Annotated in this window: 19 protein-coding genes and 2 pseudogenes; 5 read left to right on the top strand and 16 right to left on the bottom strand. The window is 34.8% G+C overall.

What is annotated here, in order from left to right:
• Positions 1-3: 3 nt before the first annotated feature.
• On the bottom strand, positions 4-327 hold the full coding sequence (locus V7122_RS11030; protein WP_335526760.1) for a YuzD family protein: 324 nt from the start codon (positions 325-327) through the stop codon (positions 4-6).
• A gap of 165 nt (positions 328-492) precedes the next feature.
• Between V7122_RS11030 and V7122_RS11025 the strand changes: the two are divergent.
• Positions 493-723: pseudogene (locus tag V7122_RS11025) on the top strand (NifU family protein); the annotation flags it as partial.
• A gap of 47 nt (positions 724-770) precedes the next feature.
• Here the strand turns inward: V7122_RS11025 and thrB are convergent.
• The 4 genes from thrB to yutH all read right to left on the bottom strand — a co-directional run bounded on the left by thrB (position 771) and on the right by yutH (position 5,279).
• Positions 771-1,697 carry a homoserine kinase gene (gene thrB / locus V7122_RS11020; RefSeq protein ID WP_335486799.1) on the bottom strand — a complete coding sequence of 309 codons (927 nt, stop codon included), beginning with the start codon at positions 1,695-1,697 and terminating at the stop codon, positions 771-773.
• Complete coding sequence (thrC, locus tag V7122_RS11015) at positions 1,694-2,758, bottom strand: threonine synthase (RefSeq protein WP_335526758.1); 1,065 nt, start codon at positions 2,756-2,758, stop codon at positions 1,694-1,696. Before thrC ends, thrB begins: the two co-directional genes overlap by 4 nt.
• On the bottom strand, positions 2,755-4,059 hold the full coding sequence (locus V7122_RS11010) for a homoserine dehydrogenase (RefSeq protein ID WP_335526757.1): 1,305 nt from the start codon (positions 4,057-4,059) through the stop codon (positions 2,755-2,757). Before V7122_RS11010 ends, thrC begins: the two co-directional genes overlap by 4 nt.
• 215 nt (positions 4,060-4,274) lie before the next feature.
• Positions 4,275-5,279: a spore coat putative kinase YutH gene (gene yutH, locus V7122_RS11005; RefSeq protein ID WP_335526755.1), complete on the bottom strand. Its 1,005-nt coding sequence runs from the start codon at positions 5,277-5,279 to the stop codon at positions 4,275-4,277.
• Positions 5,280-5,486: 207 nt separating this feature from the next.
• On the opposite strand from yutH, the gene V7122_RS11000 reads away from it, so the two are divergent.
• From V7122_RS11000 to V7122_RS10985, 4 genes are all read left to right on the top strand, one after another.
• A complete protein-coding gene (locus V7122_RS11000) occupies positions 5,487-5,987 on the top strand; it encodes a phosphatidylglycerophosphatase A family protein (RefSeq protein ID WP_335345856.1) in 501 nt (166 codons plus the stop codon).
• 322 nt (positions 5,988-6,309) lie between these two features.
• Positions 6,310-7,095, top strand: a complete 786-nt coding sequence (locus tag V7122_RS10995; protein WP_335526754.1) for a tyrosine-protein phosphatase — start codon at positions 6,310-6,312, stop codon at positions 7,093-7,095.
• Between the two features lie 118 nt (positions 7,096-7,213).
• Complete coding sequence (locus tag V7122_RS10990) at positions 7,214-7,789, top strand: sugar transferase (protein WP_438824782.1); 576 nt, start codon at positions 7,214-7,216, stop codon at positions 7,787-7,789.
• An 86-nt stretch (positions 7,790-7,875) separates the two neighbouring features.
• The gene (locus V7122_RS10985; RefSeq protein WP_335526750.1) at positions 7,876-8,946 is read left to right on the top strand and encodes a carboxylate--amine ligase; all 1,071 of its coding nucleotides are present in this window, start codon (positions 7,876-7,878) and stop codon (positions 8,944-8,946) included.
• Positions 8,947-9,257: 311 nt separating this feature from the next.
• On the opposite strand, the gene V7122_RS10980 is transcribed toward V7122_RS10985, so the two are convergent.
• The 11 genes and pseudogenes from V7122_RS10980 to V7122_RS10930 form a co-directional block, all read right to left on the bottom strand.
• The gene (locus V7122_RS10980) at positions 9,258-10,592 is read right to left on the bottom strand and encodes a nucleotide sugar dehydrogenase (RefSeq protein ID WP_335355154.1); all 1,335 of its coding nucleotides are present in this window, start codon (positions 10,590-10,592) and stop codon (positions 9,258-9,260) included.
• Positions 10,593-11,012: 420 nt separating this feature from the next.
• Positions 11,013-11,888, bottom strand: a complete 876-nt coding sequence (gene galU / locus V7122_RS10975; RefSeq protein ID WP_335526748.1) for a UTP--glucose-1-phosphate uridylyltransferase GalU — start codon at positions 11,886-11,888, stop codon at positions 11,013-11,015.
• A gap of 359 nt (positions 11,889-12,247) precedes the next feature.
• The gene (locus V7122_RS10970) at positions 12,248-13,396 is read right to left on the bottom strand and encodes an aminotransferase class I/II-fold pyridoxal phosphate-dependent enzyme (RefSeq protein ID WP_335345850.1); all 1,149 of its coding nucleotides are present in this window, start codon (positions 13,394-13,396) and stop codon (positions 12,248-12,250) included.
• A 39-nt stretch (positions 13,397-13,435) separates the two neighbouring features.
• On the bottom strand, positions 13,436-14,092 hold the full coding sequence (locus V7122_RS10965) for a GNAT family N-acetyltransferase (protein WP_335526768.1): 657 nt from the start codon (positions 14,090-14,092) through the stop codon (positions 13,436-13,438).
• Between the two features lie 399 nt (positions 14,093-14,491).
• Positions 14,492-15,079: pseudogene (locus V7122_RS10960) on the bottom strand (sugar transferase); the annotation flags it as partial.
• Positions 15,080-15,145: 66 nt separating this feature from the next.
• Positions 15,146-16,939: a polysaccharide biosynthesis protein gene (locus V7122_RS10955; RefSeq protein WP_335526746.1), complete on the bottom strand. Its 1,794-nt coding sequence runs from the start codon at positions 16,937-16,939 to the stop codon at positions 15,146-15,148.
• A gap of 260 nt (positions 16,940-17,199) precedes the next feature.
• On the bottom strand, positions 17,200-18,183 hold the full coding sequence (locus tag V7122_RS10950) for an ATP-grasp domain-containing protein (RefSeq protein WP_335347431.1): 984 nt from the start codon (positions 18,181-18,183) through the stop codon (positions 17,200-17,202).
• Between the two features lie 20 nt (positions 18,184-18,203).
• The gene (locus tag V7122_RS10945; protein ID WP_335347430.1) at positions 18,204-19,379 is read right to left on the bottom strand and encodes a pyridoxal-dependent decarboxylase; all 1,176 of its coding nucleotides are present in this window, start codon (positions 19,377-19,379) and stop codon (positions 18,204-18,206) included.
• 657 nt (positions 19,380-20,036) lie between these two features.
• Positions 20,037-21,023: a polysaccharide deacetylase family protein gene (locus V7122_RS10940; RefSeq protein WP_335526745.1), complete on the bottom strand. Its 987-nt coding sequence runs from the start codon at positions 21,021-21,023 to the stop codon at positions 20,037-20,039.
• A gap of 246 nt (positions 21,024-21,269) precedes the next feature.
• Positions 21,270-22,742 carry a lipopolysaccharide biosynthesis protein gene (locus V7122_RS10935; protein ID WP_335347428.1) on the bottom strand — a complete coding sequence of 491 codons (1,473 nt, stop codon included), beginning with the start codon at positions 22,740-22,742 and terminating at the stop codon, positions 21,270-21,272.
• A gap of 275 nt (positions 22,743-23,017) precedes the next feature.
• Positions 23,018-23,301, bottom strand: a 284-nt coding sequence (locus tag V7122_RS10930) for a hypothetical protein (protein WP_335526742.1), incomplete at its 5' end; no start/stop codon positions are given.

Raw genomic sequence — 23,301 nt, 5'->3', positions numbered from 1 at the left:
TTTCTAGTCTGCTTTATATCCGTATTTCTCCATCACTGAATAAACGGTTTTCAGCTTTGGATTGCCTTCCCCCACTACTTCATCTTCAATTAAGACGACCGGATAAAACATATCCTCTTCAATCACCCTTTGAGCAAACTCCTGTTTCTCGGCTTCTTCGGGTGGATTGTGGATATCCACATACGTAATTTTGAAAGGCTGATCTGGATACTTTCGGCCAAGTGCAGCCTGAAGCCACTCATATGTTTCCTTTGAGGAAGGAAGGTTTACACAGCTTGGACATAATACCTCCGCTCCATAAACAGTTAATTCCACTTGTCTTTGCATTCCCTTTTCCCCCTTAAAATGAATCTTATATTCATTTTACATGATTATGACGGTAGAAACCTTAGTAATTTTTCATTTGAGCGGAAATCCATTTCTTTAAATAGATTTTTCCCCTCATAATGATTATAATAAATATAAAGAAAGGAGTAGATTTAAATGGCTGAACAAACAACAATGCTTGAGCAAGTTCAAGAAGTATTAGATAAATTGCGCCCATTCCTTCTACGCGATGGAGGAGACTGCGAACTAGTTGATGTAGAGGATGGAATTGTGAAACTGCGCTTACTTGGCGCATGCGGTACTTGCCCAAGTTCAACAATCACACTAAAAGCAGGTATTGAACGTGCTTTATTAGAAGAAGTACCTGGTGTTGTAGAGGTTGAACAAGTATTCTGATGCTTAATACGGTCAAAAGCGATGTCTCGTCTGACATCGCTTTTTTTTTAATTACATAGAAGACTGTTTCGTGATTCAGTATAGACCTGACTGCCAACCTGATCAATTTTCAAGCTGCGGCAATCCATTTCTGGAAACAGCTTGGATAATCCTTCTGCCACAGCTTTTCCTTCGCCTTCTTCAGCCAAGCATAGCACAGTTGGACCCGCACCGCTCAAAGCTACCCCAAATGCGCCAAGATCAATTGCTTTTTCCTCAATAATGGCCATATGAGGAACTAGCTCTTTTCGATAAGGATGATGGTATAAATCTGCCTTCATCATTTTTCCAGCAAGCTCAAAGTTGCTGCTAAATAGAGCGGCAATAAGAACATTTCCGATGGCACCCGCTTGTACAGCTTCACTATAGGAAAGGCTGCTAGGTAAAACACCTCGGGATTCCTTCGTTAAAAGTTCTTCTTTCGGCACAACGGCAATTACATCAAGTGCTAAATGGCTAAAGACTTCAGCGCTTACTTCTTCGCCTCTTTGACAGCCGACAACTAGTCCCCCTAAGAGGGAGGCGCCGACATTGTCAGGATGCCCTTCGATTCTAGAAGCCAATTCCAATTTCTCCTGATCTGATAAATGAAGTTTGCAGAGTGCATCCGCTAATTCAATTCCTGCTACAATAGCTGCGGCACTGGAACCTAGCCCTCTTGCAAGCGGAATATCACTTTTTACGCTAATCTTACAGCCAGGCAGTTTTTGATTATACTTTTCTGCTGTTTTCATAGCAATTTGGATTATATAATTCGTTTCATCTTTTGGAAAAACATTTAAGTGCTCTGATATTGGGACAATCTCCCATTGATCTGCTCTTTCAACCTCTAGAGTTAAATATACATTCAGGGCAAGGCCAATCGAATCAAATCCTGGGCCTAAATTTGCAGAGCTTCCCGGGACTTTAATGATGAGCATTTCACCTTCGCTCATACATGGACAACTCCCTTTATATGTTCAGCCACCGCAACTTCATCATTAGGAAGCACAATTGGCTTAATAGGGCTGCATTCGATCGCCACATTCGGATCCTTAAGGCCATTTCCAGTAAGAATGGCAACCACTCTAGAATGCTGCGGAATTTCTCCATTTCGCAGTTGTTTATAAATTCCAGCTAAAGAGGCACATGAGGCTGGTTCAGCGAAAATTCCTTCTGTAGAAGCGAGCTTTCTATACATATAGAGAATTTCTTCATCACTTACTTCGTCTATTTTCCCATTCGATTCCTCTAATGCCGCATTGGCTAAATTCCAGCTTGCAGGATTGCCGATCCGAATCGCAGTCGCAACGGTTTCAGGATTTTCAAATACTTTATTATGAACGATTGCAGCAGCACCTTCTGCTTCAAATCCATGCATTTTTGGGAGCCCTGTTTGCTTTGCTTCATTGTATTCCTTAAAGCCCTTCCAGTAAGCACTAATGTTGCCTGCATTACCGACAGGGAGTGCAAGAATATCCGGTGCTTTGCCGCCAAGCTGATCACATATTTCAAACGCACCTGTTTTTTGGCCTTCAAGGCGGTATGGGTTCACAGAGTTTACGAGAGTAATAGGTTCTGTTTCACTGATTTTTCTAACCATTGCCAATGCTTGGTCGAAGTTTCCTTCAATTGAGATAATTTCTGCTCCATACATAACAGCCTGTGCAAGCTTGCCCATCGCAATTTTCCCCTCTGGAATAACGACGATGCAACGAAGGCCAGCTCGTGCCGCATAAGCTGCTGCAGCTGCCGATGTATTCCCTGTGGATGCACAAATGACGGTTTCACTGCCCTCTTCTTTTGCTTTCGCTACAGCCATAACCATTCCACGGTCTTTAAACGAGCCAGTCGGGTTTGTTCCTTCCGTTTTCACGTAAAGGTCAATTCCCCATTCATCAGAAAGCTTATCAAGTCTAATTAATGGTGTATTACCTTCATTCAAAGTTAGTAATGGTGTGTTTTCGTTAATCGGTAAATATTCTTTATAGGCTTTTAGTAATCCTTCCCATCTCATACACTTGCGCTCCCCTCAACTCGATACGAGCTTTCGATAGTTTTAACAGCTTGTAAATCTCTTAATTTAACTAAAATATCCTGATAATCTTGTAATGAAGCCTGATGGGTAACCAAAACGATCTCAGCAAGCTCTTTATTTTTCAGTGGCAATTGAAGAATCTTTTCAAAGCTGACATGATGTTCAGAGAAAATGGAAGTAATATTCGCGAAAACGCCTACTTCATCTTTTACATGCAAGCGTAAGAAATATTTCGAGAAGATTTCATTTGCATCCTTCAACTGCTTTTCAAATTGCGGAGTAATAGCGCTTTTTCCAGTTACACCTAAACGCATATTTTTCATAACCTGAACTAAATCTGACACTACGGCTGTAGCTGTTGGCAAGCTTCCAGCTCCTGGTCCATAAAACATCGTTTCGCCCACAGCTTCTCCGTGAACGTAAACAGCATTGAATTCATCATGAACAGATGCAAGTGGATGTGTGTCAGCTAATAAAGTCGGCTGAACACTGACTGCCACTTTATCCCCATCTCTTTCGGCCATCCCGATCAGCTTCATCGTATAGCCAAGCTGGCGGCCATATTGTAGATCTTCCTCTGTGATACGAGAAATCCCCTCAGCCTTCACATCATCTAAATCTATTTCCATGGAAAAACCAAGCGTTGCAAGTATAGCCATTTTTCTTGCAGCATCTAGTCCCTCAACATCAGAAGTCGGATCAGCCTCTGCATAGCCTAATTCCTGTGCTTCCTTTAGAACATCCTCGTAGGCACTGCCATTCTTGCTCATTTTTGTTAAGATAAAGTTCGTTGTTCCGTTCACAATCCCCATCATTTTCGTAATTCTATCTGAAGCCAAACCATCTACAAGGCTTCTTAAAATTGGGATCCCGCCGCCAACACTCGCCTCGTAAAATAGATCACAGTCATGCTCTGATGCAACTTTCAAAAGCTCAGAACCATGTACAGCCATTAAATCCTTGTTAGCCGTTACGACATGCTTTCGATTTTTCAAAGCCTTCGTGATGTAATTTTTTGTATCACCGATACCGCCCATTACTTCAATAATGACATCAATTTCAGGGTCATTGATAATATCTTCCGGATCTGTCGTTAACTTGTCAGCAGCTATTTCCACTGATCTTGCTTTATTTAAATCCTTTACTAGGATCTTCTTCACTTTTACGGGACAGCCTATTTGATGCATAAGCTTATCCTGATGATTTTCAATAATGGTGACAACACCAGTACCAACCGTTCCTAATCCTAATAAACCGATCGAGATTGCTTTCACTTTCATTCCCCTCCTAAGTTGTTCACTCTATATGTACATTTGTATTTGTATAGTAGACATTATAGAGGGAAATATCCTTTTTTACAATAGTTATTTTCAGACTAATATGTATGTAATCGCTTACTGCCGAGGATTTATAGAAATTTTTTATAAAAAAAAAGCGACATGAATAAAGTCGCTTTCGAAAATTTCATCGGGACAATGAACTGTCTCTTGTCCCATTATTTTTTCAGCCATCCGATGATGGGAATTCTCAACTTTTGTACAGGCACTTCTGCAAAATCATAGAAGCCCCCTAAAAAGCGCTCGTGCTCATTGGATTGCTGAAGAAACTTTTGCAGTCTTTCCTCCGATACTTTTTTCTCCTGCTCTGAGGATGCTCCATAATATGTTTCAATGCAATAAAAATAATGAAGCGGAAATAACAGTCGGGCAAAAAATAGCCTCCATGAGAAAGAGGTTAATGGGACAATGCTTTGGTAATCCCTCATAAATTGCCGGAGCTCTGGCTCGTACGTTTTTATATTGCGGAAATATTTCTCTCTCGCCCATTCAGCTAGATCTCTTGAGGAATGATCAAAAACCCAATCAAATGGATTTTTTATATAATAAGTATGGTCCCATGTTTTTGCCGTGAATCGTATATGGCAAATCGTCCCGCTATCAATTGCACCTGGGTTATCGTCAATTTCTGTGTCCACCAAATATTGAATGGCATTTTCAGCAATTCCCCTATAATAAGGAAATGATTCCAAAAACATCTTATCAAATTCATGTTCTGGCTGTTGAAAGAGCATCTCATTCCATACTTTTTCCATTTGATCCAATCTAGTTTCCCATAATTGCTTCCACTGGCCAATCCTGCTAACCTTCTTTACGGGAAACGAAACTGTTCTGCCCCTAAAATGAAACTTCGCAAGCTTTCTGCCGCTTCGCTGTAATTTTCGATTTTGTATTTCCTTATTCATAAGAACACAATATCTTCCGTTTTCCCATTCACTAAATTGTTTTCCTTCCTTTGTCTTAATAAAAGTACTGCAATATTTTTCACCGCTCTTAACTAGATGGTCTGTAAGCATATTTAATTCACTAAGCTCATCTTCCTCCATCCCACCGATCGGGACAAGAATATAAATTTCTTCCTGCTTCCTGTATGCTTGATACTTCCCTATCCTTACTTCATCATCCGCCTGCAGCCCGTATTGCGTTTTAAGAAGCTTTAACATTTCATACCTCCTTATAAGGTAATGAACCCCTTAACGAAAATATATGTGAGGCAGCAGCAAAACTTGTGCTTTTCTTGAATAAGTAACTGTGGGCAGGAAAAGCTGAGGAGGATGTCCAACCTTCGTCTTTCATAACTGAGAACGATGGAATAATTTCTATGAATAGGTTATATATATATTGAAACTAACAGGAAAAAGGTGGAGCCGATGAATGAAGAAAAACGTGTAGATTTGATTGAGCAAACAGCGCGCAAATGGCTGCAGGAACGAGGAGTATCCATACAAGATATTGCGGAATTAGTCTTTTTCCTCCAAGAAAAGTATCATCCAGATTTACAAATGTCAGTTTGCATTGAAAATGTGGAACGTGTCCTCTCCAAAAGGGAAGTCCAAAACGCAGTCTTAACTGGCATCCAGCTCGATATGCTTGCTGAAAAGAAACAGCTGTTAGAACCGCTTCAGCATGTAGTCGAAATTGATGAAGGTCTGTATGGCGTGGACGAAGTATTGGCTTTATCCATTGTGAATGTATATGGGTCTATTGGTTTTACTAATTTTGGCTATATCGACAAGCTTAAACCTGGCATTTTAAAGGACCTTAATGATAAATCCTCAGGGAAAGTTCATACTTTTTTAGATGATATTGTTGGAGCGATTGCAGCGGCTGCATCGAGCAGGTTGGCGCATAGGGCGAATGGGACGAAGTAGAATTTCATCTAAAAAATTTTAATCAAAAAAAACGGATGGGCAACATTTTTCCATCCGTTTTTAGTTCTTTATTTTTAGGTTATTCTCGTATTACCATCCATTATTTTACTTTATCCAAATATTCTCCATCTCTTTTTGAATTGGACTTTTAATTCCAATAGTACTTGTCACAATATCATTCATGTTGAGTATAATAAAAAAAATCAATAGTATTAGAGTATTTTACTAAGGGAATAAATGTGAAAAACCTGTTCTATATTGAGGAGAAAATAATATCTTTATAAAGAAAATACGATTTAATATTAATTGAAAGGAGTAAAGTATGATCGTAGATATTCATAATCATATTTTATATGATCTTGATGATGGTCCAAAAAACCAGGAAGAAACGATATTACTCGCTAAACAAGCTGTAGCATCAGGAATAAACCATGTTATTGCAACCCCACATCATATGCATCAACTTAATGATCATCTTTTTGAAAATGCTCCTTCTACCATTCTTTCAATGGTGGAGAAAGTGAATCAAATATTAAAAGAAAATAAAATTCCTTTAACAATATACCCTGGAATCGAATTTCATTTACATGACAACATTCAATATGATATTCAAAACAATTTGGATCACTTTCTAACTTTAAATAATACTGGTAAATATATACTTATTGAGCTTCCAAGCCGTCATTATCCCGCTCATACAGAAAATACTCTTTATGAATTACAAAGAAAAGGTCTTACTCCTGTACTTGCTCACCCTGAAAGAAATAGATTTTTGAGAAGACATCCAGAAAGAATTTTTCATATGGTACAACAAGGTATATTAGTCCAAATTACAGCGGGTAGTATTACTGGAACTTATGGCAGGCGATTAAAAAGTTTCTCGCTGCATTTATTAAATCATTATCTTGTTCACTTTGTTGCCTCTGATGCTCACCATCATATTCGCCGTAAATTTGAACTAATGGATGCTTATAAATATATAGAAAATAATTATTCATTAGAATATCGAAAGTCTCTTGAAGCAAATGCCATTCATGCTTTGGCAGGAACTAACTTCAATATCATTGAGCCAAAATTTATCGAAAAAAAATTGCACTATTTCTTCTAATTAATAATCTCCTCCTTCAAACAACAGCAAATAACTCATTTATTTAAAACTTGTGTCTCACTTTTTTTTGTATTAGTCATTTATTCCCATTTTATAGGAGGTATTCATTTTGAAAAGAATGATAGATTTAATCGGATCATTCTTATTAATACTTATTTTATCTCCCCTAATGGTTTCTATTTCCATCATGATTTTTATTAATATGGGGTCACCCATTTTGTTTAAGCAAGTCCGTCCTGGTCATAAGGGAAGTCCATTTAATATTTATAAATTTAGAACAATGAAAGAAAAATTTGATGAAAATGGGAAAATGCTGCCGGGAAATTTGAGATTAACTAAAACAGGAATAGTGTTAAGAAAATATAGTTTAGATGAATTACCCCAATTGTTTAATGTAATTAAAGGGGACATTAGTTTAGTCGGCCCCCGCCCATTATTAATGGAATATTTACCTTTGTATACTAAAGAACAAGCCAGAAGGCATGATGTTAAGCCAGGTATCACGGGATGGGCGCAAGTGAACGGGCGAAATACAATAAATTGGGATGAAAAATTCAAGTTAGATATTTGGTATGTAGATAATCAATCCATTTTCCTTGACCTAAAAATAATGGTTACTACTATTATAAAAGTTATAAAAAGAGAAGGGGTCAGCGCAAAAGACCATTACAGTATGGAACGCTTCAAGGAATAAACAAATAACAATACTACTTAAACTTGCACCTATATATTAGGTTTTTTTATTTGATTTAATTTAATTTAATTTAATGAGGTGTTTATTTGAAAAAAATCCTAATTACCGATGTTGGTGTAGCCCCTGCAGAAAATGTTATTAAGTCATGGAACCAGTCAATAGTAAAAGAAGAGATTATCGGTGTGTCAAGAAACCCGGTAAACCTTTTCACATCTAGAGCTCAAACGAAACGACACATCCCATATGAATATGTTTTTGGAAAGGAATATAAAAAGTCATTATTAAGGATCTTGGAAGAAGAAAAGCCAGAACTAGCAGTTTTTATGAGTGACAGGGAAATCTTAGAGGCATCGAAATTTCGCAATGAAATTACTGCGATTGGAACCAAATTATTTATGCCAAGCCATGAGGTAATTGACAACTGTACAGATAAATATAAATCTTATAAAGTCTGGCAAGCTGAAGGAATCAAAGTCCCAAAGACTATTGTAATAAATAACGAATCTGACTTAAAAACAGCATTTTCTCACCTAGGGAATAAGGAAGGGAATGTTTGGCTGAGGTGTACAGTTGGAGCGGGAGGAAGAGGAGCATTACCTACTAATGACTATGATTTCGCAAAAAACTGGATTGACACTTATAAAGGCTGGGGAACCTTTACTGCTTCAGAATTGCTTCAGTCTGATAAAACAGTAACATGGCTATCCATTTGGTATGAAGGCGAATTAGTTGTTGCTCAGACGAGGCGAAGAAAATCTTGGGGATTTGCAAACCGGACATTATCCGGTGTGACAGGAATAACCGGAGTAGGAGAAACATACTCAAACGAAATTGTCGATAGAGTTTCTATGGATACAATATTAGCAATTGATAAAATGCCTCATGGAGTTTTGGGTGTAGACATGACATATGATCAGAATAATTTTCCGAATCCTACAGAAATCAACATGCGCTTTTTCACGACCTGCTATTTCTTTACAGAAGCTGGTTTAAATATGCCTGAAATATACAAAAACATTATTCTATATAATGAGTTTCCATCCCTTGATAAAAAAATGAATCCTCTTCAAGACGGTCTTCTTTGGATACGGGATATGGATAGGGAACCGGTTTTGACATGTGAGAAAGAGATTTACAAAGGAATTCTTAAACTATGAGTTATTCTTTAGGTTGAATAGTAAAAAGGGAGCCGCTATATCCTTTCAAAATATAGCGGCTCCCTTTTGGTAAAATACGGGGAAATAACCTTGATCAAACGTTACTCGCCATATTTAATGTCTTTATTAATATTTTCTATCACCCTATCTTGATCATCTAAAGCAAGATTTGACCCTGATGGAACGTAATGATACAGCATCCAATATGAATTTATCTCTTAGCTATTTGGATTTGATTGTCGGTATACGCCAAATCTGTATTTAATAAATATACCGATTACATATATCATGCTGTGCAACTATTGAAAAAATTAAAGTTTTATATATTTTTTTGAGTAATGTTTATTTTGTCGTGTATTTCTTGTATCAAATACTATATTAGATTTATTCATAATCAAGTCATAATCAAATCCACTATGATTTGTAGCAATTACCGTTAAATCTGCTTGCTCGACAAGTTCTTTATTCAACTTTTCTGTTTTATAAATGTTACCATTCAGCTTAAAATCCTTTACATAAGGATCAACGACAGACCACGCTGCTCCGTATTTCGTAAGTTTATCTAAAATCGGCAGGACCGGAGATTCACGGTAATCGTCAATATCTTTCTTATACGCAACACCCAGTACAAGAATTTTCGCACCTTTTAGTGTTTTTCCTTGATCATTTAAGATTTCGATGCATCGCTTTACAATGAAGTCCGGCATGTTGTCATTAATTTCTCCAGCTGTTTCAATTAATCGAGTGTGATAATTATATTCGCGTGCTTTCCATGTTAAGTACCATGGGTCAATTGGTATGCAATGACCACCTAAACCAGGACCTGGATAAAACGGCATAAATCCATATGGTTTAGTTGCTGCTGCATCGATCACTTCCCATACATCAATTCCCATCTTGTCACAAAGAATTGCCATTTCATTAGCTAGGGCAATGTTAATATTTCTGAAAGTGTTTTCAAGGATTTTTTCCATTTCAGCGACCGCCGGGCTTGAAACTTTATGAACAGATCCTTCTAAAACATTTTCATATAAAGTAGCAGCTACTTCCGTACAAGTTGGTGTCATGCCTCCAACTACTTTTGGGGTATTTTTTGTATTAAAGTCTTTATTCCCCGGATCAACACGTTCCGGAGAATAAGCGAGAAAGAAATCTTTTCCACAAATTAGTCCTGATTCTTCCAAAATTGGTTTAATTAATTCTTTTGTTGTTCCGGGATATGTGGTACTTTCTAAGACCACTAACATTCCTTTTTGAAGATAATTTGCAATCGCTTTTGTAGAGCTTTCTACATATTTCATGTTTGGCTGTTTGTAAATATCTAATGGGGTGGGTACGCATATTGCCACAGCATCTACGCCTTTAATAAATGAATAATCTGATGTAGCCACCAATTTCCCATTGCTGACTAAAGAGTGTAAGTCTGCAGGAATAACATCTCCTATATAATTCTCACCCTGATTGACTTTTTTCACTTTTTCTTCTTGTAAATCGAAGCCGATTACTTTATAACCTGCTTTTGCCTTTTCAACCGCAAGGGGTAAGCCTATGAAGCCTAACCCGACTACGCCGACTGTGGCTGTTTTATTGCTAAACTTTTCAATTAGGCGAATAGCTGCCAGATTTTCTGTCAATTTTTCCGACATATCATTCCTCCTCGAATACTAATTGGTCTATTTTTTCTTAGCAATAAATCCACAAACTACAATCCCAAATCTGATTGGTGGCGTCTTGTCACTCGATTTTGAGGAATATTAGTGTGAAGAATGACTATATTTTGAAATGATATTACTTATCAATTTTATGTTTTTTTATTAGATTAGCCGCTACAAAGTGATCGAATAGTAATCTATGGTCTCAACTTATCTTAAGCCAAGGAAATCTTAAAACACTAATATTTTCCCGTTTCTTGCAACTGGGGTTTACTAATGACAAATATCCAATTTATGTTTTTACCATGATGTGATTTTACCTCTTCAAAGAAATCATTTAGTATGGATAATGCTCCTCTATTTTCGTTATGAACATTAAAAACCATAATATTTATTTTTTTACCTTCTTCCAAATTAATTATTGTCTTTGTCCACCACTTTTGAAAGATATTTTAATAAATCATCCCTTAACTCCTCACGTTGAAGAGCAAATTCGATCGTCGTCTGGATAAAACCCATCTTCTCCCCCACATCATAACGAACCCCTTCAAAATCATACGCATAAACTGCTTCATATTGATTTAATTTTGCGATAGCATCCGTTAATTGAATCTCCCCCGCAGCTCCCGGCTCTTGAGTACTAAGTATCTTAAAGATTTTGGGGCTAAGTATATAACGGCCTAAAATCGCAAGGTTTGAAGGTGTATCATCTTTATGTGGTTTTTCAACAAGACTGTGTACATTGAATAGACGGCCGCCAATTTCTTTCCCATTAACGATGCCATATCTTGAAACCTCTTCATCGCGAACGTTTTGCACACCAAGGATCGATACTTTATACCGATCATATTGTTCGATCATTTGCTTTAAACATGGTTTTTCTGCCTGGACAATATCATCGCCTAGCAGCACAGCAAATGGTTCATTGCCAATAAAATTCCGCGCACACCAAATGGCATGCCCCAACCCTTTCGGCTCCTTTTGTCTAATGTAATGGATATCAACAAGATTCGAAGATTTTTGAACTTCATTATATAAGTCTACTTTTCCTTTGTTAAATAGATGTTGTTCCAATTCAAATGAATAATCAAAATGATCTTCTATTGCTCTTTTTCCCTTCCCTGTCACAATAATTATTTCTTCAATTCCTGACTGAACTGCCTCTTCAACAATGTATTGAATGGTTGGCTTATCAACAATAGGCAGCATTTCTTTTGGCATTGCTTTTGTAGCAGGAAGAAAACGCGTACCAAGTCCTGCAGCTGGAATAATTGCCTTGTTGATTTTCATATACACCACCCTTTTTAATTCCAAGTAGCGAATAATAAAATTTACTCACTAATAATACTTTTTTCCCTTGCTGAGTAAACACAACAGCTAAATTTGCGCAAGTAATAATTTCATTGTCAAGTTTCCTATGTACCTAGGCAAAGCACTAGCAAGGAAGTCCTCCCTGAAAAATTGAAATTTCTCATGAATGATATCGATATTATTAAAAACATATTAAAGCTCCTCGCAACTGTAATCATATGTTACAGGATGAGATAAAAATTACTTTATTCACAATCCTCTCTAAAAATCTTCGAATGAATTTATTTCCAAAGTGTCCTGTAGCACTGTTACCAAGATTGCCTTACCTATAATTCTTCTCATAGGATATCCCCTGTAATTATATTTCCGATATTTTCTATCACTCTGTTTTGATCTTCTGAAGAAAGATTCGACCCGGATGGAATGCAGATGCCTCTATTAAACAATGAAACAGAAAAGTTTTCTTTTTCAAAATGGTCATAGCATTGGCAATCCTTAAATACAGGCTGTATGTGCAGAGGCTTCCAAATTGGCCTAGCCTCAATATTTTGTTCACTTAATAATTTTATTAGTTGAAAAGGTCTAATATTGATAATATTGTTATCCATTGTGAATGCTGTTAGCCATCTATTAGACTTTGTATACTTTAATTCTGGCACAAATTCGATTCCGGGAATGCTACCCAGCTTTTCTTCATATCTATTAAAAATATTTCTCCGCAAATGGATTCGCTCATCCAGAGCTTCCAGCTGAGCTCTACCTATCCCTGCTAATATATTGCTCATTCGATAGTTATAACCCACATATTTATGCTCGTAATGGATTTCTAGTTCTCGCGCTTGTGCCGATAAAAATCTAGCCCTTTTTAAACCGTCAATATTGTCAGAAACGAGTGCTCCTCCCCCTGACGTAGTAATAATTTTGTTGCCATTAAAAGAATAGATTCCATATTCACCAAAGGTTCCAGTTTGCTTTCCTTTGTACAGGCTTCCCATTGATTCAGCAGCATCTTCAATGATTGGAATGTTATAATGACTGCATAAACTTATGATTTCATCTAGTTTTGCAGGCTGGCCAAATAAATGTACAACAATCACTGCTTTTGGTAATTTATTTATTTTTTTCGCATCATTCAAAGCTTTTTCTAATGCAATTGGAGATAAATTCCATGTTTCTGGTTCAGAATCTATGAATATAGGAATAGCACCTTGATATATAATTGGATTTGCACTTGCAATAAACGTTAGAGTTGAGCAGAAAACGATGTCCCCTTTTCCAACTCCTAGCAAATCAAGAGCCAAATGAATAGCAGCCGTACCAGAACTTAATGCTACCGCATCTTTTGAACCTACATATTGGGTAATTTCCTTTTCAAAGCTGTCTACATTTGGGCCTAACGGAGCAACCCAATTTGATTCAATAGCCTGATTAATATACTCTTGTTCTTTACCTGTTAAATGGGGTGTGGATAATGATATTTTTTTCATCAGTTTACACCTCCAAGGTTTTGTATTTAATGAAAAATTCTATTTCGATAAAACACTCCGATAGGCCGGAAAAAAATTCGGATTATAAGAATCATACTTTGAAGCAATTTCATTTAACTGTTCAAAAACCTTTTGATCATGTATATTCGTTCCAAGATAGTAGGAATAATGATCGCTATTAGAAAACGTTGATTTATATCGAAATAAACCATCATTTTCCTCATATCCCCCACCTAAGTGAAGCAACTTTGCACCTTTTTCTTGGCAAAATCTGATCATAAAATCAAACAAAAAATTATTCGGTTTTAAATTCAAGTAATCAGGATGAGAAGCACCAAATTGATAGTGAGCAAATTCCATTCCAATTAATAAAATGATTCCTCCAACCACTTGATTTTGATAATTGGCAAATAGAAGATAAGACTCATACAATGAATCTTCAGATAGTAATTCACTAAATAAGGATTTATGAAAATAATAATATTTAGATGAATTGGTTCTTTTCATCGTTAATTCATACAATTGTTGAAATTTTGTGATATTTGTTAAGGTTTTAGTTGCAATTTCAGCGGATAAGCCTAAATTTTTAGCTTTAGTAATATTTCTTTGGTTATTTTTAGAGTAGCCCTTCCAAAGATCGTTGTACGACTTTTTAAGATCTATAGCAATTGTTTTTCTAATATATCGCGTAGTCATTACTTTATTTACGTATTCTTTATTGTTATATAAAGGATGAAGACGTACCATTTCAGCAACAACATTATTACTTTTGCAATATTCAGAAAAGTAAATGCAGAAGTTTACTATCTCATCATTGCTTCCTTCAACATAGTGGCCACCATACCCATATGGGGTTATTATATCTTTATATTGATTATCTAAAATTGGAATATCACGTAATATAAATGGGTACAAAATTTTTGTGTCAGCACGCTCATAGAATGCAGCTTTTGCCTTTCCTTGTTCATGTCTTGCAAAAAGCTGAGCATATTTTTGGGAGTAGAAAACATCTAGATACTTAAAATTTGTTAAAGCCTCATCCCATTCTTCCTTAGTATCTAAAATAATAAATCTACTTTCTCTCGAAGCCCCCGTTTTTGTTCCCATAAAATTGTACATGGTGGCATGGCCTTCAAAATTTATGCCTTCCTTTTTCAGCACCTTCATTAATGTTAGGAAGATAATCTTCATATCTAACCAAAGACTTTGGTTTTCTACATACCAAACATCTAATATAAATCTTTCTTCCCATGATAATTCATTTCTCCCATTTACTTGTGCCCAGCCTGTTATCCCTGGACGAACAAGATGTCTTTTAGACTGTTCCGCGCTATAAAGAGCGAGGTATTCCACTAGCAAAGGTCTGGGACCAACTAGACTAATATCTCCCTTAAGTACATTAATTAATTGTGGTAATTCATCTATACTATATTTCCTTAACCATTGACCAAAAGGAGTTATCCGCATTTCATCGGACAATTGATTGCCATTTTCATCCTTTAAGTCTGTCATTGAACGGAATTTATATAAATAAAAAGGTTTTTCATTAAGCCCTGGTCTAATCTGTTTAAAGATAATAGGCGATCCTAATTTCATATAAACCATTAATGATACGATCACAAATGACGGGGACAAGATGATTAATAATAAAACAGCTGATAATAGATCTATGCATCTCTTCATAATACATCTCCATTAAAAATACAAATTTACTTTAATACGTTAATTGCTTTACCCCCGCCTGCCCACTTATACTTTTTGTCCTTTCTGCCCTGCAATATTTAATAACTGATTTCGAATTTCCTCTCTATCCATGTTTTTGTAATCCGAAATTAATTGTTCAATCGGCTCAATTTCAATAGGACTGGCTTTTCCAATATAAATATTTGAATGAACTTGTTTGTCTATCAATTCATCTGCAGCTAGAAGCTCCTCAAACATTTTTTCACCTGGACGAACCCCTGTAAAGATAATTTCTATATCATCTAGCCGATAGCCTGATAATCGAATTAATTTATGAACGAGATCGATAATTTTTACTGGGTTGCCCATATCAAGAATAAAGATTTCCCCACCATTTGCTAACGCACCCGCTTGAATAACTAATCTCGCAGCTTCAGGTATGGTCATAAAGTAGCGAACCATTTCAGGGTGTGTTACTGTTACTGGACCACCTTTATTTATTTGCTTTATAAATAATGGAATCGCACTTCCTCTGCTACCTAAGACATTGCCAAATCTTACTGCTACAAATTTTGTTTGGCTTGTTTCATCAAAATCTTGAATGATCATTTCCGCCAATCTTTTTGTGGCACCCATTACTCCAGTTGGATTGACAGCTTTATCTGTTGAGATCATTACGAAAGCACCTACTTTATGAAAATGGGAGGCTTCGGCTAAGTTTTTTGTCCCGATCACATTATTTTTTATAGCCTCATCTGGGTTCCACTCCATGAGATGTACATGTTTATGTGCGGCTGCATGATAAATAATATCAGGCTGATATTTTCCTATAATATCAAATATTCTCTCGCGATTTTGAATATCAGCTATTTCTGTAATAAATACTAACTGTTCTCCATACTCCTCTTTCATCTCAATATCAATGTTATAAATACTGTTTTCACCATGGCCTAATAGGATCATTTTGGCTGGTTTAAACTTTGCAATTTGCCTGCATATTTCCGATCCAATTGAACCTCCTGCTCCAGTTATTAAAATCACTTTGTCGATAATCGAGTCGGAAATAAGCAAATCATTAAGGATAACAGGCTCCCTGCCTAATAAATCTTCAAACTGAATATCACTCACATCATTAAAAGATTTTTTTCCTTCCATTATATCTTCCACCATTGGCATTTTTTGCGTTTTTGTGTTCGTTTTTATACATATGTTAAGGATTTCATTTAACTGCTGTTTCTTTAAGGATGGAATAGCGATGATAATGTGTTCAATTTTTAGTTTTTGTACAGTCATTTCTATATCATATGTTGTTCCGACTACCGGAACACCATAAATTTCAAGCTTTTGTTTATCCACATTATCATCAATAAATGCAACAGGATAAAATCGTTCAGCACTATTAATAATAAAATGCCTTACCAACGTAGTTCCTGCTGAACCTGCACCAACAATTAATGTTCTTTTTTTATTTGTAGTATCTCTTACTAAACGAATGAAAGATATTCTCCAAATAAGTCGTGCTCCACAAATAAACATTGAAATCATTAACCAAAATAATAAAAGCATTCGAAAACTGATAAAGGTCATTGCTGAAAATTGGATGACAAAAAAAATAATCATTGCTAAGGTAGTAACGGCAACTATTTGTAAAACATCTCGAACACTTGCATGCTCCCACGCTTTTCTATACAGTTTAAACCCGTATACTAAAAGGAAGTAAATAAATGAGAAAAGGAGTACTGCCATAAATTCTTCTTTTTCCATCAATTCATTCAACAGCCAAGAACTAAAAATAAATGAAACAGTGATGAGAAAAAGATCGGATAGAATAATAAATGAAAGGCGCTGGCTGTAAGACAATGAAATAGCCCTCCAATCTATAACTTTTTCTCTATTTTAGTTGTCATTCTTGAATTTCAAACTTTGAATAATTTTAATCATATTTACCTATACATGTCTTATCATAATGACACTTCATTTTAATACTTTATATACATTTGCAAAAAACAATCCCCCATTGTGAATTTTGTATGCCACCTATTTTAGAGTATTCCTATATAAGGTTTTTAAGAACGAATTGTACCTTATGGAGAACGAAATTTCCAAAAAAATACTTTACCCTAATTCTCTATAAACTTTTTAATCGTTAAAATGTCATGCCTCATCATATAAACATTTTCTTCGTAATTTCCAATCTGAACTTTATTCACAATTCCCTTCAAGTTATTGATTATGAACTTAGGAAAATTAACCCCGCATTCATATGCAAGAAGGTAGCCTCCTCCAAACCTTGGATTTATCTCCGATATATAATACTCTCCATTAATAAAAAAGACATCTATATCTATAGGTCCGATAAACCCTGCTTTCATAACAAGTTCTTCAATCAAATTAAATAATTCTTCCGATTTTATTGACTTAGCTTTGTCTGTTTCTCCAGCTCTCATTACTAACTTTTCTTTAATAAATATAGAAACTACCTTTTTTGAAATTAGATCAACATACACATCTACTCCAAGTTCTTGCCCATCTAAAAATTCTTGAATAATCATTTCGCTTGAATATTGGAAGATAAATTTTGCTTCCTCTATATTCCTAGCTAAATGAATATTAAAGCTCGCACTGCCTTTTTGCGGTTTAATAAAAACTGGAAAAAATACTTCTTCTCGTTCAAGTGCTGCTTGAAATACTTCAAAAGAATTATAGGTTTTCGCATATTTAAACCCATTGTTGCTACAAAACTTACTTACTTCGTATTTATCTAGCCATAATTCACATACATCAAATGGGGAAACTATACTGGAAATACCTAATCTCTTTAAATCACCTGAATATTTAGATAATAGAGAAAGCTCTGGATCAATTAATGAAATAACGGCACTTATCTCCTCTTTTTTACATATCTCTTTAATTACATCCATATATCCAGCGCTGTCAATTGTTGGAACAATATAATGTTCGTCAGCTATATATAGTGACGGAGCTAAAGCGCTGCAATCAACCGCGATTAGATTCCCCTCCCCGCGTAATTCCTTCTTAAAGTATTCAAGTAGCTTAGTTCTCTTTCCTGTACTTGTTAATAATAGATTAACTGTTTGTTTCAGTTTTCTCCCCTTCTTTCACTCTACAATAGCCTAGTAGGTGCCCAAGTTTCCCTAACTAGTTCATAATTCCCACCTTTAATTACATATACTGCAGGCGGCAAATTAATAAAGCAAGAATTATAACTCATTGTGTACGAACCGCATTTTTCAATTTCAATGATGTCTCCTTCCCTTAATTTCGGCGCATTTTCAATATTCAATAATCTGTCATTTTCCATACACGTACTTCCACATATTGTTTGTCTATTAGAAAAGTTTTCGCCATTTGAAACAATTCTATATGACGGCTGGCGATCTGCAATAAAGGGATTGATATGAAGCAGTGAACCATCAACCGTGATGATTCTTGAACCTCTTACATCCCTTACATCGACAACCTTTGTCATATAGCTTATAGGTGTTGAAATAAGTGATGCACCCGGTTCAATTATTAATTGAATATTTTTCATATCTGCTGCGTGATTGAGTTCTTCACTAATCGTTTTTGCATAATCTTCAAAACTAGGGTTATTTCCAATGTCTCTTCCACCAAAAAATCCCCCGCCTATGTCGATATATTCTAGACAATTATTTAATCCAAAGTTTTTAATACATTCTGCCGCTTTTTTTGCTAATGCTCTGAATACATTTAAACTGCGAGTTTTTGTGCTTTGATGCATATGAAGTCCACAAACTAAAATATTCAGTTTATTACATATTTTTAACGCTTTTTCAAAACTGCCATTTTCAAGACAAAAACCAAATCTACTTGGCTCTATCCCCATAGCACTTTCACCTGGACATTCACTTTCGAGATCAAAATTTACTCTAAGACCCACTTTCATTCCTTCAATTTTTTTCATTGCTTTTAATACATTTAGTTCACTAAAGGAATCAATATTGACAATACTCCCCTGTTTAAGCGCACGTTTTAAAAGGTCTGCCTTCTTATGCGGACCATTATATATAATTTCACTAGTAGGATATCCAACGAGTTCTGCATATCTAAATTCATCATTTGACACAACTTCAGCATATACTTCTTTTTCCTTCATGAATTCGAGTATCCATTTAAGATGATTAGTTTTTACTGAATACCCAATTTTCAAAGGGCCTTGCCAATAATTAGTGAATGCTATTTTCAAGCGATTGTAATTATATTCTAGTTCATCGTATTTGATTATATAACATGGTGTTTCAAGTGACTGTGTTTGCATTTTACTCAATCTTACTCCTTTTCGACCAGTCATAATTTTGCAATTAACTGATGATCAATAAACTTAGCTATACATGTTTAATATCGGGCGAGGCTTAATTAGCACGTGACTAGCTTCTTCATTGGCCATTGATAAAATTGTCACATTGTCTATATGTAATACCCGCTTTTGAATTATAAAAATATCTTGTATCCTTATATTCTCTTCCATCTAACGACCTCCAACTGCTAAACATTAAATAACCTGAAATCATCTGAATACCGTATTATATATATATGCATAAAAATAATGAACATTATTAATTACCAAAAATTTTAAGTACTGACTAGGTTATCAGACTTATAGGCAAACTTAATTCCAAAGTAAGCGTCAAATAAGCTCCACCTTTACTTAAATATTAAGGGGATTATTCGATACAATTTGAAACCTTAAAATGCGGACAGAATTTGTCGCTTACATTCCAAAGATCCAGCAATATTAGAAAAAACTAAGGCATTCACCAAGTCCTTTCTTGGTAAATGCCTTAGTTTTACTGATGCGAAATATGAGCAGGAAATTTAACTAAGTTTCAATATTACTTAGCTTACTTTTAGATAATTATATTCAATATTAGTAGTTTCCCCTCCCTTTACTTGCTAACATAGTGGCCCCTTCAACCTACTCATTCCTTAATAAATGTTTCGATAATTCCTCCATATTTAAACTTTCCATACCGAAATTTCGTCTCAATAAAGAAAAATGTTTCAATATACTCTCTAAAAAAGATAAATTTTCATTTAAATTAGTACCAAAATTATGAGGATGCCACCATAAATGATAAACTAATTTATTTTTTGCTGCATAATTTAAATCAGAGATAATTCTCTTTAACCTTAACGGCTCCAAATGTTCTAATGTTTTAGAATAAGGTCTTAAAAAGCGACTAGCAGGAATATTCAAAGGTAAATTATTGTTCTTTATCTCTTCAATTGAATAACAATTATGACCAGATATATTGATATATGCATCGCATAATCTAGCTACCCTCTTCAATTTATGTTCTCCTTTCTCATCACTTGCTTTATAAAACAAAGAACTTGGATTTCCCCTATAAGATGTTATTCCAAATTCTTTACATACTAATAGATATTTCTCTTCACACTGGTTTCTAGGAAAAACTAGACTTTTAATCTTTAAACCGTATTTCTTGCCAACATTTATAGCTGCGCTAATATCTGCTTTAAATGAATTTATATTTTGACCTTGTTCCAAACAATAATAGTGAGAAAAAGTATGTGTTCCAATTCTTTGATATGGATATGAAATTATTTTTTGAATTAAGGAAGGAGCAAAATGATAAGGATCTTCTTCTTCGTTAGAACCTATATTGTAAATATGTTCATAGGGTGATAAATTGCTATTTAGATAGACGGGTTTTTGTTGAGGACAATTATCTATTAATTCTTCACGTGATTTTAAAAAAAGAAATCCTACGGTGGACCAAGTAGCATGTATTCCATATTTTTCGAATAATTCCAATATAGCAGGAATTGCAGTCCAAACCCCCAGTAAGTTTTCTTTATAACTTTCTAAACTTTTTTTATCTCTTACTCCCCAATAAAGTTCAAAATCCAACGATATAACTAATTTACCATTGTCAGACAATAAAATACCCTCTTTCTAGGAATCCCTTGATTAAAACGCAGATTCACAATGCTAATCCTACCCAAGATTTTTCCATTCACAAAACTCAACTTCAAACCCTACAATTGAAGAACTTCAAAAGCGTTTAGAGCAGCTTGAAAAAAAGCAGAATGCTGAATTAGAGGCGGTTAAGAAGATTAAACAGGACTACTATACAAAGAAGCTTACAGCTGTGGCTTATTTTTAGATTAAATTTAGAGGAATTGCTTACTGAAAATTACGACTATATTTACGTAATGCTAATGTTTTAATTATTAAAAAAAATACTCCTGATAAAATAGCAGAAAATATCAAAGTAAAAGAATCTTTAAAGAAAATCATAGAAATAATCGGCAATAAAGTATATGGTATTGCCTTTAAAAACTCCCTAATTACTTGTTTTAAGACTATATAAAGTGATATACCAGCTAATTTAAGAATAAAAATGCAATTTATTATCCACAATAACGCCCCGATCATTCCAAATAAAGCTATAGTTAATAATGCGTCACCACTTAAGCCGCCAATAATTAAAACTATTAACCTACAAAAAAACAAAAGAAAATCCATTATCAACCCTAACCGTTGTTTTTCTAAAATTAAATATATGTTTGATAACGGTGACGATATAAATACAAAAAATATCCAGAGTCCTATCCACCTCACATATTGGCCTGCTTCGTACCAATTGTCACCAAAAACAAACAAAAATAACTCAGGTGCAATTAGAGATATCAACAATATTGGGACTAATCCAATAGAAATAAGATTCTTATATACATCAAAAGTCACACGCCCAAGCTCACCGTTTCTGTATGCCTCTGAAGCATGCGGATAGAAGGCTTGAGCTACAGCACTTCCTATTAAATTCATGGGTAGGTTTAAGACTCTATGTCCTAGAGAATAAAGCCCAACAACTGTAGGTGTAAAATAAAATCCAAGTAATAATGGTGGCATCATTACAGACGATGTATTAAGTAACCCAGACCATAATGAATAAAGCGGAAAGTTTTTATATTTAATTAAGTTCAATTTCATATTACTAAAGCTAAGATACTCTATTATTTGTTTACCTTCCTCCCCCAAGGTTTTCCAAATTAATCTTCCAGTTGATAATACCTGTCCTGCTACTTGTCCTCCTATTAGTCCTCCAGCTTGCATTTTTCCGGTTAAACCAAATGATACTTGAGTCGCAGCTGTTACCAAACTCTGTGTAATCTGTTGAGTAGCTAATCGATTGAATTGTCTCTTTCTTGTATTCCAATAATTAAATGCTTGATAAAGACCAGTCATTAATAAACTAAGTGGTAAAAAAAATAGCCAAATCCTAAGTTCTGAAGCTCCCAATAAAATTGAAATCTGTTCCCTAAGTAATATAATAATGATTAAAACAAACATGCTGATAATAAAACAAATTAATACTGTTGATGCTAAAATATTTGCAGCATCCTTATCTTTTTTAGGAAGTACAATTGCTAATTCATATCTAAAGCAAGATACTACCGCTAAAATTGCTAAAATTGAACTAAACATAGTAAATAATCCAAAATCCTCTGGATCGTAAAGTCTTGTTAATATTGGGGATATTAATACTAGTAACACTTGTGCAAAAGTTGTTCCAGAAATTAGGGTTATTACATTCCTAAATAAACTGCCTGTAGGAATTTTCTTATTTAGTAAAATCCTTAATCTATTAATCACTTTCCAATATCCCTCATTTTACCCATCACTTTCCTTTAAGTGAATTCCTCTTGAAATCCATTGTTTGTTCGTTTAAAGTAGTCATAGAGAAGCCCCCTTCTTGGTTTTGTTTTTGACTTAGTCACCTATGACATTACCAAAAATGAGGCCTTTTTCAATGTTTTTTGACTTTCACCTTTTGGGAGAAAAACATTTTACTTCAAATTACTTGTCATAACTACATTTTTGGTCAATTTAGATTAAAGCTCTGAATAATTCAGGTTGTTAATTGATTTTTAATCTATTTTTAATAGTTTTTCTAAAAACCATATTGAAAAAACATGATTTATATTTTGATTTAAATATATATTTTCTACTGATTCCTTACTATTTATATTTTGTAATAGTTTTTCGGCTAATTGATTAAAGTTGTTATAATTACGTATATTTTGTTGAAAGTATTTATTTAATATATACATCATAAAATTTCTCATGCTTTTTGGTAGTACCATCTTCAACCTTTGTACAATCTTGTGTTTTGGTTGAAGTTTTGGAATAGATATGTCAAATTCATTAAAAA

The sequence above is a fragment of the Bacillus sp. JJ1532 genome (genome assembly GCF_036965085.1).
In the GTDB taxonomy this organism is placed as follows: domain Bacteria; phylum Bacillota; class Bacilli; order Bacillales; family Cytobacillaceae; genus Cytobacillus.
This window is presented reverse-complemented; position numbering and strand designations above follow the sequence as displayed.